This is a genomic window from Enterococcus sp. AZ015 (genome assembly GCF_050499225.1).
GTDB classification, from domain to species: Bacteria; Bacillota; Bacilli; order Lactobacillales; family Enterococcaceae; genus Enterococcus_D; species Enterococcus_D entomosocium.
The window spans coordinates 574821-588133 of record NZ_JBMHEX010000001.1 but is presented as its reverse complement, the minus strand read 5'-3'; the positions used below and the strand labels follow the sequence as shown (position 1 = coordinate 588133).

The following is a 13313-nucleotide window of genomic DNA, read 5'->3' as shown; positions in this document are numbered from 1 at the left end:
AATCTTTTGGTATTCAGGAACAGTGGGCCTATTTTCAGATAACTCCCTTTTTTATTAGATGAACGAATAAAAGCCGCAACCGTTGATCGCAACGGTTGCGGCTTTTCCTTTTAATTTATCCACACATGTCCTCGTCATGCTCTTTTTCAACACGTATATTAGGCTGTGGGAGCGTTTAACGCTTGCCCTAACTGAGGATCGATTTTTTCAATCACTCTTTGCCAATCTTGATGATCGGGGATTGCTTTGAGCAAAAGATAATCAGTCGATAAGATGAACTCTGATAAATATTCACTATAATTTGTAACCACAAGATCAATGGCATTTCCCTTCAAATAATCGGTCGTCAATTCATTGATTTTTGGAAAAAATACCAGATGATCATTGCCGACATAACGCAAAAAGCGCGCACGAATCGTGTGACAGGCATAGAGATCACCTTCTATTATCAATGCGATCCGTCTGACTTTTTGAGCATAGAGCTCCCTGATTGCTTCACTGTAAAGGGTCAGTGCCGCACAAATATCTACCAGATACTCCTGCTTGATCCCAAGAATCGCTTGGTGCTGCTTCATAAATGCCAGATTCCTTTGATAAGCGGCAGAACGATGCTTCTGCGCTTCATTTTTTACTTCTGTTAGCAAGTGATTTAAAACGGGCGCCAGTTGCTCATTGATTTTCTTTGACAGGAAAAAGGCGTGGATCATCGTCTTGACCCGTTGGGGCTCTTGAAAGGAAATGCCCCATTCTTGAACGAAGCGCTGACTCAGTTCTTCGAGTTCAGGATACAGTCCAAACGATGCAACGAATTGCTGCTCTTTTTCAGGCTCGGTCAAAGTCCGTTTCATCACGGTCACTAAATAAAGCCACATAATTTCTTGTTGCGGCAGTCTTACTCGGTATAGCGCTTCGATTTTAGGTGCTAAGTCATTCATTACGGCAAATGCCTCATGGGTTTCGATGATTTTTTCCAACGATTGAGGAATCTGAACCGTCTTTCCCAATTGGTAACGCTTGATCGCAATATACAAGCTATAATAAAAATCACTCGGAGAAACGCCTGTATTCACCAGCTCTGCGGGCATTTCTGAGAAGACATCACTGACTAGTGCAATCAGTTCTTTGGGGGGCAATAGCGTATGAGGGGTGACATCTGATTCATAATAAAAATCTTTAAAGAACTTGCGAATATTGGCTTCGGAGCCACTCAAATTAACCGGTTGCAAGATCCACTCCACATGATACTTTCGCAACGTCACAGAAGCAGTATTCAAATAACGACGCATCGTACTTTCTGATACATACAAGCGCTGCGCCCACTCTTCAACCGAACAGAATTCACCGTGGAAAATGGCTTCCACGATTTGATACATTCCTTCTTCTGCAACAAGCTCCTTTTTTTGGGACAAGTATTTTTTCGGATTCGTTTCCCTAAAATGATAGCCATTGGCTACAAGCGAAAATTCGGCTGCCTCTTGTAGATAGGTTTTCAATTCTTTGATATCCGAGCTGATCGTCCGTTGGGTCACATCAAGTTTGTTTGCTAAACTTGCGATGGAACAAGTCCGTTCTCGCTCAAAAGTATTTAACATTTGAAGCCAGCGAACGGTCGTCTTATTTAGCATAAAATTTAACTGCAATTCTCTCATTTTCCCCTCCGTGTTTCTTCCTCACCGACTAGTGTCTTTACTATAGTACAATATTTAGGTGCATAAAAAAACCTTCCTATTTCCCAAATTCACATTAAGAAGCTTCTTGAATGTGTACTTAAGTGAACAAACAAGGTATTCTCTATGTAGACTTATTTTTGTGCAACTGGAGGAATTCGTATGACAAATATGGTTTATGGGTACGCACGTGTCTCCACAAGACAACAGGATCTCTCGCGTCAGTTAGATTTACTTGACCGGTATGAGTGCAATAAAATTTATACGGAAAAGATCAGTGGTGTTCGTGCGAATCGTCCTGAATTAAATAAATTAAAAAAACGAGTGAAAGAAAACGATAAAATCATCATTGAAAGTTTCTCGCGACTAGGAAGAAGTACCAAAGATCTCATTGATCTTGTCTACTTTTTTGAAAAAAAAGGAGTAAAGCTTATCAGTATTAAAGAAAATTTTGATACGCAAACCCCACAAGGGAAATTGATGATGACTGTTTTCCAAGCCTTTAGCCAATTCGAACGAGACATCATCGTCGAACGGACCAAAGAAGGCTTAGAATCCGCTCGTGCTAGAGGAAATATCGGTGGTCGCCCACGAATCGATCCTGGACTGATTCAACACGCATTGAACCTTTATCAAAAAGAAGGAAAAGCTGTTGTGGATATCTGTGCCCAAACAGGGTTAAAACGATCAACTTTTTATCGTTATCTTAGTCTGGAAAAAGAGGAAATCGTTTCATAAATACAAGTGCTGGCTAAACTTAGTACTCTCGGCTGCTCACTATATAAATAAACAGGACGAACATTGCTGATGTTTGTGATTGCTTTTTTGTTCTCTCTTAAAGCAATTCATCCAGCTTGTTCGTCCTGTATGTTTTATTCTTCTAGCTCTTTTGTCGATCCTATTGTTATTTTCTCCATGATTTCTTACGGTACAAGAGCACCAACCCGCCGATTAAGAATAGGATACCTGTAACACTTAGCAAAACACTGCTTGTTTCTCCTGTTTTTGGCAGTTGCTTAACAGTGGATTGTTTGCTTGCTTTGATCGGTGTTGTCTGTCCTGTTGCTGAGGGGTTGTCTGATTGTTCTGATGGACGTTTTTCGTTTTTCTCATCATCGTTTGTTTCTGACGTCTCTGTCTCAGGACGTGCCTTAATTGGTTCTTCTGTTATTGGATCAGACGCTTCAGTTTCAGGAAATTCAGTCCCAGGCGACTCACTTTCCGGGCGATTTTCTTCTGGTACTTCTGTTGGCGTTTCGTCAGGTGTTTCGCTGACTTTTGCTTGTATAGTAATCACGGCATGGGCAATCACTGCTCCGTAATGGTAGGAAACCGTGTATTGACCGACTATGTTGTTGTTCACTGTGCCATTGACTTCTACTTCTGAAAAGGCTACTTTTTTGCCATCACGATCGGTGGCAGAATCAAAGTTTGTTTCTGGCAACCATTCATCGCCTTGCTTGATCGTTGAATCGTGGACTTTTAGGGATGTTTCATCCGCTTTGACGGTGATAGTGGCTTTGCTTTCTACACCATGATAAATGTAAGTGACCTCGTACTCGCCTGCTTTCGTTGTGTCTGCTTTTCCTGTAACGGTGATATCTTCAAAATCAACAGGTTTACCATCCCGATCTGTTGCGCTATCGAAGTTGTCTTTGGCTGTCCAGTTTTCCCCTGTGTACAACTCGCTATCGTGGACTTTGACTGTAGTTTGATCGGCTTTGACGGTGATAAGGGCTTTGCTTTCTAAGTCATGATAGCTGTATATAACTTCATACTCGCCTACTTTCGTCGTATCGACAATCCCTGTGACAGTGATATCCCCAAAATCAACAGATGAACCGTCTCTATCTGTTGCATTATCGAAATTATCCTTAGCTGTCCAGTTATCCCCTGTGTACAACTCACTATCGTGGACTTTGACTGCCGTTTGGTTGGCTTTGACGGTGATAGTGGCTTTGCTTTCTACGCCGTGATAGCTGTAAGTGACCTCGTACTTTCCTGCTTGCGTTGTATCGACAGTCCCCGTGACAGTGATATCCCCAAAATCAACAGATGAACCATCTCTATCTGTTGCACTATCGAAATTATCCTTAGCTTTCCAGTTGTCCCCTGTGTACAACTCGCTGTCATGGGCAGTCACCTTGGTTTGGTCAGCTTTGACGGTGATCACAGCTTTTGATGCTACTCCATCATAACGATAAACTACCTCATAGGACCCCGTTTTTTTAGTATCTACGCTTCCTTCAACGTTCACATCCGCAAACGAAACTGGGTTGTTATCCCGATCTACGGCTTGATCAAAGTTATCTTCTGAGGCCCAGTCATCGCCGACGTATATCGAAGAATCATGAACCTTAATCGCAGTGAATCGTGGTTTTACGAGTATCGTTGCTTCTTTACTCACATGATTCAATTGATAACTGATTTTATACGTAGCGGCTTTGTTAGTATCTACTTGTCCGGAAACACGACCACCCTCAGCAATAAATTCCTCATAAGTCAAAGTTTTGCCTTCTTTTGAAATAGCTTGCTCAAAATTATCCGCCGCTGTCCATGTATCCTGTTCATAAATAGTGGTATCTTTCACGGTCAGATCGGTATAGTCAGTCGGTGCTTTTTGATAGACGTACGTCACCGTTACTTCGCCACGAGGAAGAACACCTTTTGCATTCGTTGGCAGTTGACTGGTATCAAGGATGTACCCCGGAATTTGTGGAATAAACGCACTTGTAGAGACATCATAAGGCTCATTGGTACTATCATTGATCGTTTGGTAAGGATAGATCTCCATACCAGTCTCATCCACATATTTAATGGTCAGATGGCTATTTGTAAAGCGAATATTATATGTTGCTGTAAACAAAAGGTTACCGTTAGCGTCGGTATATTCTAAAACCGCTGTTAAACCGTAATAGTTGATCGTAAAACCTGTGAAGCTTGTCCAAGATATATTTAATTGATTGGTACCAGTCACTTCACTTGTATACCATAGTCCCACTAGCATGTATACCTTATCCGTTTTGTAGACATAAAAATCTTCTGTCAGCTGCGGGTCTTGGTATAGTGTTTGGTGTGCGTATTTTTCCGGGATTGGCAAATCCAAAACCAGTGCTTTATACTTGATCGGATCATATTCTACAGTCAGATCGTAGTTGAAACTCTCGATACTCTTCGTTGATTCTGCAGCGAGAGGTTGACTATCCGTAGATTCTACATTGGTTTCAGCAGATGGGGCAGTAACTGAAATTTGAGTTTTTTCTGCAGCATCAGCTGCGTTAGATTGATTTGTTTCTGAGTTTGAAGTGGTGGTCACCACTTCACTTTTGGTTGCTTCAGAAGATATGACGTCAGCATTTCCTTCTTGGGTATCTGTCTTTTCTCCTGTGTTCATGCTTCCTGTTGAATCTGCCAGCAAGGGAACCGATGAGTCTATGAATGGTGTTTGCTGCTCTGTTTGTTGTCTTTCTGTTGCCTGAGCGATCGGCCATGTGCTTGGAAAGGTTGTCCCTAAAATCAGCATCCCTATTAAACCACTCTTAATTATAACTACGCGTTTTTTCATTTTTACTTTTTCTCCTTTTTCTTTTTCCAAACTTTATTCACACTTACTTCCGTTCCAATCTGTCCAAATTTTGGTTGACTGCAACTGGCAGGGGTGTTTTCTATAAAATAACTCCCTTAAATGACTGTCCTTCGCAAAAATATGTGGGCGCCGCATCTTTAACATGAATTCCTTCAATTTTCAAGGGATAAGACTTCTTGAATGGCCCAGAGTATTATATAATTTACTTAAAACGAATGGTTTTTATATTCGATCGCTGATCGCTCCCACAGGGTCTTGAAAGAGGTGGTGACATCAATGTTAGAAAATTTATCCATCAACTTACATCGAGATAAGGCATTTTCTCGTCAAGTAAAAATTCTGCAAGTGCTAAATGCAGCACCCGCAGGGTATCACCCGCAAGAGTTGGCGACATTATTGGGACTTTCCTTGCCTACAGTCTCTAAAGAATTAAGTATTTTAAGCGACAGTTTGCCGGAAGATCTGGTCAAGATCAAACTTTCTGGATCCAACATCGTTTCGATTGAGTATGCACCAAATGCTTCAATCAATTCTGCCATTCAGCTTTTGGGCATGGAAACGTTGGAGTTTAAAATCATGTCTAGTATCATTGATAATAAAAAATACTCTATTCACCGAGCAACGATCGAATTTGGCTATTCCCGCAGTCATCTGTTGCGAACGATCAGTTATATGAACAAATCTTTACAAACCTATTCTGTGACCATCGCAACGAATCATCTTGATTTTATCGGTACCGAAGCCGATATTCGCTTTTGTCTGTTTGTCTTTTTCTCCGCTTATGGCGATAGCACGATCTTAGATAAAGACAGCCCTGCAGATGCGCGTCTTCTGGTCCAAAAAGCAAAAGAAGCCAACAAAAAAGATTTGCATTACAGTCATTATCGACTTGCCCTATGGCTAAGTATTGCCAAGCGTAGGTGGCGCTATTCTTACTTTTTGACATTGCCACCGTCTTTAGAACGCAATCTATTAGAGAAAGAACGCTTCGCTGTTTTCTCAAAAATATTAAACGAACATTATTTGAAAAAATATCGGATCATCCACTTGCCGCAACAAGAACTCCTTTGGATCTTCCTCAATGCTCTCCACTGCATTTCGTATAGTACGATGGATATTAATGGGGAAAGCGAGGCGGATTACATTTTTCACCATACAGAGAAACCAGAAATTCTCGCAGAAGTTGCTGCCTTTTTAAAGAAACCTGGAATAGCTATCCTTCCTGCAGCATCACACAAAATCATCGCATATCTCGTAAATCTCCGCTTGTTAACGATGATTTCTGCGAATTACGAATTTGCCGATCCCCAGATCAAAACCTTTGTTGAAGCGACATTCAAGACGGACTACCTTGCTTGGAATAAATGGTTGAAACAGTTTAATGAACAAAGTCGTTTCTTTTCGTTTACTCACTTAGAGCATGTCGCAGTTACGTTGACCTTGTTAAGCGAACTTTCTTCTAGCAATCAGTTGAAAAAGCATCTCAAAGTGGCCTTTGCTTTTCAAGGTGGTGCTGGATTAGATGCCTTTTTAGCCGCATCAACAGAGCTATTCAAAAATGACCATACAGAAATCAGTTATTTTTTTGAAGTGGCTCCTGATGAACAAGAATTGATCCATCGAGAAATTGATTTGATCGTTAGCAATTTTGACTTGCATCTGAAAAGTAACACCAAATTTCAGCAACTACGAATTTCCAATGTTCCTACCCTTTCGGACTGGACGATCATCCACAAAACGATTGAACAGCTGATTCAGCCAAGAATCACACCGATTAATTGACCTAAGGCAACTGTCGGCCTTCTTGAAGGAAGCGCCGTCAGTTTTTTCATTGCATGGTTTGCTATTTTAGTCCTTTCCTAAGTATCCATTTTTCTTTTCTCTTAGCGTGTCTATTTTTTTCACATCCGAAAAAAATCAGACCTTTTTTCAAGATTCCTCTCCTAACAAACGCTTTTCTTTTCAAGCGCAGCGTAAAAATTCATTGTCTTGTTTTCGTGTGCTGCTCGTAATCCCTGAAAAGTTGGGATGTTTGGTGTATTTTTTATGATAGAAATTTTAGCAGCTACTCTTAGCACCAAATGTGAAAAGCGTTATTTTAAAAGCAAAGAAACATACGATCAAAACAGACTGCATGTTTTAAATAACTTTTGTATCTATTTTTTTTATTTACTAGAAAAAAAAGAAATCTTCTCCCCGCTCCTTTTTTGTATAATAGGTAAAAAGAGAGGGGGACCAATGTGGATTTTATCAAAGAGCTGCACTCCTTTAAAACGATCGTTGAAGAAGGTACGTTTACGAAAGCTGCTGCTAAATTAAACTATGCCCAATCGACGGTTACGAACCATATCAAAAAGTTAGAAGAAGAGTTAGAAGTAGCGTTATTTTTGGAAGGAAAAAGCAATGTACTCACGTTGGAAGGTGAATTGTTGAAACAGGCGGTTCCTGGTCTGATCGCTCAGTGGGAGGAGGTCAAAGAACAGTTGCTCAATGCTTCGAACACAGTCGAATATTCTTTACGGATGGGCATCGTCCCCCCTTATGACATGTTGATTTTACCGGAGCTTCTCCATGTATTTTCCCACCAATACCCAAAAATAAAATTCGAGATCATGGTGGGATCCACGCTGGCATTAGCCGATGCATTAAAAGAAAATCGTATTGATTTTGCGTTATGCTCACTTCCTCACGAAGATTCCTTTGTCTATGAAGAACTTTTACAAGAAGAAATCTGCTGCATCACTTCGATCACGAACCCATTGATCATTAAGGAATTAGCCGACCTTACAGGAATCCATCTATACAGTTCCGGCGGTGACTGTCCTGCACTTAGAAATATCGAGGGCTACCTTGACCAGTGTGTACCTTCGCTCCAATGGGAATATGTCAGCAGCAGCACGACGATTCCTTATTTGATTGAACAAACAGGCTTCTGCGGTCTAGTCCCGCGTTCGATCATTGATCAAACATGCGCTCAAGTAAAAATTTTATCACTGCCTTTACCGAATCTCCGCATGACGATTGGCTTACTGTCAAAGCAACCATTGACACTTTTCCCGAATATTACAAAAAAGTTTGTCTTTGAGTTAAAAATGCGCTTACTGTAATTGTTATAAAATCAGTTTGATCACGATCGATTTTTATGCAGTTATAAAATGATAGTATTTATTCTAGCAGCAAAGAAGCAGCGTGAAAACAAATAGCCGCACAACCTCTTTCTGTTCTACAGACGTTGTGCAGCATAGCTTTTCATTTCGCTTATTATTATTCAATCAGATGATTACCTCTTGTTTCGCCACTCACTTTTTGTTATCATTTTACTTTTTTTATGCAAACTGGTACGATTATTCATGCTATCCGCAGGAGATAAAAAAGCCACTGTTGTTCTTTACATTTCAGAATTTTTTACCGATTATAAAAAATAGAAACGTTCTTTCATCCTTTCCAATGTATACTCTACTTTGGAAAAGAACAATCACCAAAAAAGGCTGGACTTGAAAACCGTTCGATCATGTTTTTAGTAGCAGGCAGTTATTGCTCAAGGAGCCTATTTTTGCAATTGTCAGAAAAAATAGACGATGAGAAAAGGAGGAAAAACTATGTTTATCATTGAAGCGATCTTCAGCTTTCTAAGAGACACATTAGGTGTGATCCTGGCCATTCTCTTAGGGACGCTTTGTTTGTCGATGGTGATCAATCTGATCGTTATCGTTGTAAAAAACACCTATTCAAAATTTAAGAAGAATTATTAACGAATCGCTGTCTTCTAATAGATAGCTTTTTTAGATAGTTTTTTCAACCTCTCAGGTCTCTTTTTTGCCTTTGTAGTATCTTTTTTCAAATTCAATCCAAGATTTGCTGAATTCATGGTTGGAAAAGGCACTTTTTAAGCCTGAGCGCTGCTTAAAGCGAAAGACCTCTTCGCGGTCCATCCCCAATTCCTTGGCAATTCGTTCATCCGACCACTCGTTGGCGACCAACTGTTGCACGATGTTTCCCATCTTCTCGATGCCATGGGTACCACGTGCTCGATTGTGGCGAATCGTTGAAGCGATGCGATTCTCAAAAGGCTTATCGATCACTGTGACCGGAACGCTTGGCAATTCTAAGCGATCTTTTGCTACGACATACCGATGAAACCCATCGATCAAAATATACTTGTCCTGCTCCTTATCGTGGTAACAAACCAGTGGCTGCGTAAAGCCATCTTCCCGAATCGACAGTTCCAGTAAATCCATCTCTGGAGCAGCCACGGTGTTGGGATTATACGTATTCGCGTGAATCTTGCTGACTGGGATCAGCTTCGCCGCTAACACTGGAAAATCGATATCGCTCATGAGGTACTACACTCCTTTTTAGAAATGAATAATTTTTTGTTTGTCGATAGACCGCAAACCCTTTTGACTCCAAAAGTGCAATTTCACTAGGCTGGTTACTAGAAGCGAGAATCTCTGCTTCTGGGTAGTTGCGGCTGATATCCACCAACATTTTCCGTAAAAGAAACTTTTTAAATTGAGCAGTTGGATCTTTTTCATAAAATTCCCCTAGCTCCACTTTATTGACGCCTTTTTCATAATAAGAAAAAGCGGTCACCCGTTTTTCGTCATCAAGAATCACATACCAGTAGCAGTTCTCATCATTGACTAAGTACGGAAATTGCTGCTGATACACCCGTTCCGCAAAAAATGCCCCCATCAATTGATAGAATTGGCTTTTCTTATACGGTGGAAAAAATAAAACCAATCGTTCGTTCACAAAACCCTTCCTCTCTAGGGACACATTCGTCCATCGTTAGGTGATTTTTTTCGTTAAATACTCATATTTGGCATTCAATTTTTTTAACTGATACTTGGGTAAATGCTCGATTCCCAACGCCGCCCCAAAATCGACCGCCAACTCATACAATTCCGTCTCATCTTTTTTCGTCAGACTGTATTGTCGCGTGCTCAAAGAAAAATCATTTTTTTCTAACGCACGAGCGATCCCTTTCCAGTCATGCCAGAGTACTTCGTTTTTCAGCCACTCCTTACGTTTGGTCACATCGGGGATGTCTTCCACTTCGATCCCGTGCTTTTCTCGATAATGATCAATCAAGATTGTGATTTTGCGGTAATAATGGTCCTGTAATTTCTTTGAATAAAGTCCAATTGATTCCAGTAAAAAGACCGCATACTCTTGCCAAGTCATATGACTTGGCTTTCTCGTATTGTAATGCGCCAATAATCCCGTCTGGGCATACAATCGACCAAAATTGGCTCCTGACACGCGGTTGACGACCCGTTCCCACGTTTCCGGTTCCACCAGAGCATATTGGTATAAGCCTTTTCGTTGTTGCATACCATAAGGCTGACAGATTCGCATTTGATGAATCGGAACGCCATGATCATATAATTTTTCATAAAAGCCATTGATCGGCCAGTCAAAATGGGCATAGGCGCCCCAGACATCTTCTGTCTTCCAATCATAGATGGGGTAAAAATTGACGACCATGGAATCTGCTACTTGCCGTTTGATCCAGCATTGCTTCCGAAAGTTATACTTTGGCGAAGTTATCGACCGATATCGGTATAGACTTTCCTGTGTTCGGATGCCAACGCCACAAGCAACGGGTTCACACTGATGATAGTTTGCGTACCAGTGAGCAAAGTTTCGTAAGAACTTATCTGGATTCATATTTGCACTCTGATAGATTTCCATCAATGATTCATCTAAATCAGCAAGTGAAATTGCATCTTTTGGCATCATCTGTACCCACTTCTCACGTTCTTGTTCATCCCACATCAGCCATTGTGGCTGAAATACGCTAGTGTTGTTGTCCTCGTAAAAGGGCAAACAGAAGTGAAAGGTTTGATTGATAGTTGGTAACGCTTTGATTTTTTCCATGAACGTTCTCGTAGCATCATAATTTGCCTCGATATCTAAAATCAGCAGATCAAAAGTTTTCTTTTTTTGTCGGGCGACTTGGTCAGCCAACTGAATCATGGCACCGCTATCTTTTCCACCACTGAAAGAGAAATAAACATGGGGAAAGGTATCAAAAATATATTCCAGGCGCGTCATCGCCGCTTCCAGCACATTATCCTTGCAATATTTCTTCATAAAAGCTCATGTCCTCATTTTATTTGTCCTTTTTTTGAATAAGTATTACATTCTAGTATAAAGTTTCACTTAGCTTCTTACAAGGACTTAAGGGAGATTTTGCATTCGATACATGCAAATAATTGTTAGCTATCATTGCAATGTGTTCCCCATTGCTCACTACTATTCCTAGTAATCAAGAAAAATAGTAGAAAAATTCCTTCTGAAACAAGTTTTATTGCTTTTCTTGATTCATTCAGCCAAAAGGGTTTGAAGGACTTTTTCAATACGCTTCACTTGTTTTTCATTGAAGTGGGACAGCCATTCTTGATCCGCAAGTAAACGCTGAATCTCTTGCTGAAGGTCTTTGTATCGACTGGCTTCCTGGATGTTTTCAGTCATCTTCAAGAAATTACTAATTTTTTCTCCTTTAGGCAGCAGTACATACTCTTGCTTGATCCCTTCAAACTCGTCTTCATGATCAATCACCAAAAGTTGAGTGATCAAATCATGAGCGATCCACCGATGATAGGAGTTTTTATGGGTATGCAATGCCCAGATCCGTTCCCATTCATCATAAATCAGCTCAGGTTTTTTAACGGCTACTTCTTTAATGATCAAATAACTATTAAAATACTCATTGATATGATTTTGACCATCAACGATATTCTCCACTAGCCTCTCTCTTACCTTTCGATCATCGATCGCCGTTTGCACAAACGGTTGGGGATCAAAGGATGTTGTCTGGAAATGACCTGCGATTTCTGGGTAGTCCATGCTTTCACCTTCTTTAAAAATTATAAGATTATTTTACAGGTTTGAACCTCTAAGTTTATTTTAACAGAATCTATATGCGAAAAAAGTGGCTTTTATATTCCCCTTCTTTTATCAATCATCCATTCTGATCACGTAGGTAGACTAACGCCACTTTGAATATCCTACTTTTTGGAAAACTCAATTTAAAATTGAAAACAGCTGGAAAGAATCCTTTCGATCCTTTATCCACTAACACTGCTATCTATTGATTTCTTCCGTTCGTCTATTGAGCGCTAGGAAAAGTGCAAGCTTCCTTTTATATCCTTTTCTGAAAGGAGCCCTTCACAAGAGAACCTGCTGGCAACTACTTTCTCGTTAAATTCCCAATGTCACTGACACAAAAAAGGAAGTCCCGCGTTCGGGACTTCCTAACGTTCTTTTCTCTTCAAATACTATTTCACGCATAGCTGCGAAATGCTGGATCACGCGTCCTTTCTCCGAATACCTCGGTCGGTAGGCATTTTGATCCATTGTTCTGGTGGACGCTTTCTGATTTTTTTTGGTGCAAACATCAGTTGAATAGTTCTTTTGACAAAGTTATTTCGGTATACGTTTTCCATAACTTCCACGCCCTTTTCAATTGATTTAGGAAGCGGTGACGTCGATCCTTCTTCCTATTTTTATTATAAGCCCCAATCCGGTACAAAACAAACAATTCAGCTGCTGTTTTCTCCCATTCGTTTAGATGAAATCTGTGGTTGCTGCTTAAAAAAAGCAGCACATATTCTTGAATAAAGTTCAATAAGCCACCGCATATTTATTGAAAAAAATAATGAAAAATTGCAGAAAAAGATCGAAACTACTCGAGACAAACGCCAAAGGGCTGTGTTTTTGAATGAAAAATCGTTTCACTTTACTTTTTCTTAAATTTTAATTATTATTCTTTTGAAATAAGAATAATGAAGGAGATAAAAACATGGAAAAATACCAAGTGTTCCCTGGTCAAAACTATCAGGCAAATGTTATTGGCTTTACCGGTTTACAAGAAGTTAGTGTGATTCATGTTTACGAAAATACTGCAACTGTTCTAATCAAAGAAACAGCTGAAACAGGTGTTGCTAAGCTATGTAATTTTCTAGTTGGTGCCACACAATTAGTTAGTTGATCCTCTTTTATTAACCAAAACATGAGGAGCTATTTGCCATCCAACATGTTGTAGGAAAACG

At 40.2% G+C, this 13313-nt stretch carries 11 protein-coding genes; 5 read left to right on the top strand and 6 right to left on the bottom strand.

The features are described from left to right. Nucleotides 1-158: 158 nt before the first annotated feature. Complete coding sequence (locus tag IGK85_RS02740) at nt 159-1649, bottom strand: helix-turn-helix domain-containing protein (RefSeq protein ID WP_008377968.1); 1491 nt, start codon at nt 1647-1649, stop codon at nt 159-161. 180 nt (nt 1650-1829) lie between these two features. Between IGK85_RS02740 and IGK85_RS02735 the strand changes: the two genes are divergently transcribed. Next, nucleotides 1830-2405 carry a recombinase family protein gene (locus IGK85_RS02735; protein WP_005232006.1) on the top strand — a complete coding sequence of 192 codons (576 nt, stop codon included), beginning with the start codon at nt 1830-1832 and terminating at the stop codon, nt 2403-2405. A 166-nt stretch (nt 2406-2571) separates the two neighbouring features. On the opposite strand, the gene IGK85_RS02730 is transcribed toward IGK85_RS02735, so the two are convergent. Beyond that, nucleotides 2572-5232 carry a bacterial Ig-like domain-containing protein gene (locus tag IGK85_RS02730; RefSeq protein ID WP_008377965.1) on the bottom strand — a complete coding sequence of 887 codons (2661 nt, stop codon included), beginning with the start codon at nt 5230-5232 and terminating at the stop codon, nt 2572-2574. A 297-nt stretch (nt 5233-5529) separates the two neighbouring features. On the opposite strand from IGK85_RS02730, the gene IGK85_RS02725 reads away from it, so the two are divergent. The 3 genes from IGK85_RS02725 to IGK85_RS02715 all read left to right on the top strand — a co-directional run bounded on the left by IGK85_RS02725 (nt 5530) and on the right by IGK85_RS02715 (nt 9005). Continuing rightward, nucleotides 5530-7035 carry a helix-turn-helix domain-containing protein gene (locus IGK85_RS02725; RefSeq protein WP_008377962.1) on the top strand — a complete coding sequence of 502 codons (1506 nt, stop codon included), beginning with the start codon at nt 5530-5532 and terminating at the stop codon, nt 7033-7035. Between the two features lie 458 nt (nt 7036-7493). Then, a complete protein-coding gene (locus tag IGK85_RS02720) occupies nt 7494-8360 on the top strand; it encodes a LysR family transcriptional regulator (RefSeq protein WP_008377960.1) in 867 nt (288 codons plus the stop codon). A 492-nt stretch (nt 8361-8852) separates the two neighbouring features. Beyond that, complete coding sequence (locus tag IGK85_RS02715; RefSeq protein ID WP_008377957.1) at nt 8853-9005, top strand: hypothetical protein; 153 nt, start codon at nt 8853-8855, stop codon at nt 9003-9005. Between the two features lie 51 nt (nt 9006-9056). On the opposite strand, the gene IGK85_RS02710 is transcribed toward IGK85_RS02715, so the two are convergent. From IGK85_RS02710 to IGK85_RS02695, 4 genes are all read right to left on the bottom strand, one after another. Then, nucleotides 9057-9590 carry an IbrB-like domain-containing protein gene (locus tag IGK85_RS02710; RefSeq protein WP_005232014.1) on the bottom strand — a complete coding sequence of 178 codons (534 nt, stop codon included), beginning with the start codon at nt 9588-9590 and terminating at the stop codon, nt 9057-9059. After that, complete coding sequence (locus IGK85_RS02705) at nt 9517-10008, bottom strand: hypothetical protein (protein WP_050790962.1); 492 nt, start codon at nt 10006-10008, stop codon at nt 9517-9519. Before IGK85_RS02705 ends, IGK85_RS02710 begins: the two co-directional genes overlap by 74 nt. A 36-nt stretch (nt 10009-10044) precedes the next feature. Beyond that, the gene (locus IGK85_RS02700; protein ID WP_008377955.1) at nt 10045-11352 is read right to left on the bottom strand and encodes a DUF3440 domain-containing protein; all 1308 of its coding nucleotides are present in this window, start codon (nt 11350-11352) and stop codon (nt 10045-10047) included. 231 nt (nt 11353-11583) lie between these two features. Next, complete coding sequence (locus IGK85_RS02695; RefSeq protein WP_008377953.1) at nt 11584-12108, bottom strand: hypothetical protein; 525 nt, start codon at nt 12106-12108, stop codon at nt 11584-11586. A 955-nt stretch (nt 12109-13063) separates the two neighbouring features. Between IGK85_RS02695 and IGK85_RS02690 the strand changes: the two genes are divergently transcribed. Next, nucleotides 13064-13252: a hypothetical protein gene (locus IGK85_RS02690; protein WP_005227564.1), complete on the top strand. Its 189-nt coding sequence runs from the start codon at nt 13064-13066 to the stop codon at nt 13250-13252. Nucleotides 13253-13313 lie beyond the last annotated feature (61 nt).

Bases quoted from the DNA above. Each gene is read 5' to 3' on its own strand.
- IGK85_RS02715 (WP_008377957.1), top strand. From the start codon at position 8,853: ATGTTTATCATTGAAGCGATCTTCAGCTTTCTAAGAGACACATTAGGT.
- IGK85_RS02695 (WP_008377953.1), bottom strand. From the start codon at position 12,108: ATGGACTACCCAGAAATCGCAGGTCATTTCCAGACAACATCCTTTGAT.
- IGK85_RS02690 (WP_005227564.1), top strand. From the start codon at position 13,064: ATGGAAAAATACCAAGTGTTCCCTGGTCAAAACTATCAGGCAAATGTT.
- IGK85_RS02710 (WP_005232014.1), bottom strand. From the start codon at position 9,590: ATGAGCGATATCGATTTTCCAGTGTTAGCGGCGAAGCTGATCCCAGTC.
- IGK85_RS02735 (WP_005232006.1), top strand. From the start codon at position 1,830: ATGACAAATATGGTTTATGGGTACGCACGTGTCTCCACAAGACAACAG.
- IGK85_RS02740 (WP_008377968.1), bottom strand. From the start codon at position 1,649: ATGAGAGAATTGCAGTTAAATTTTATGCTAAATAAGACGACCGTTCGC.
- IGK85_RS02730 (WP_008377965.1), bottom strand. From the start codon at position 5,232: ATGAAAAAACGCGTAGTTATAATTAAGAGTGGTTTAATAGGGATGCTG.
- IGK85_RS02725 (WP_008377962.1), top strand. From the start codon at position 5,530: ATGTTAGAAAATTTATCCATCAACTTACATCGAGATAAGGCATTTTCT.
- IGK85_RS02700 (WP_008377955.1), bottom strand. From the start codon at position 11,352: ATGAAGAAATATTGCAAGGATAATGTGCTGGAAGCGGCGATGACGCGC.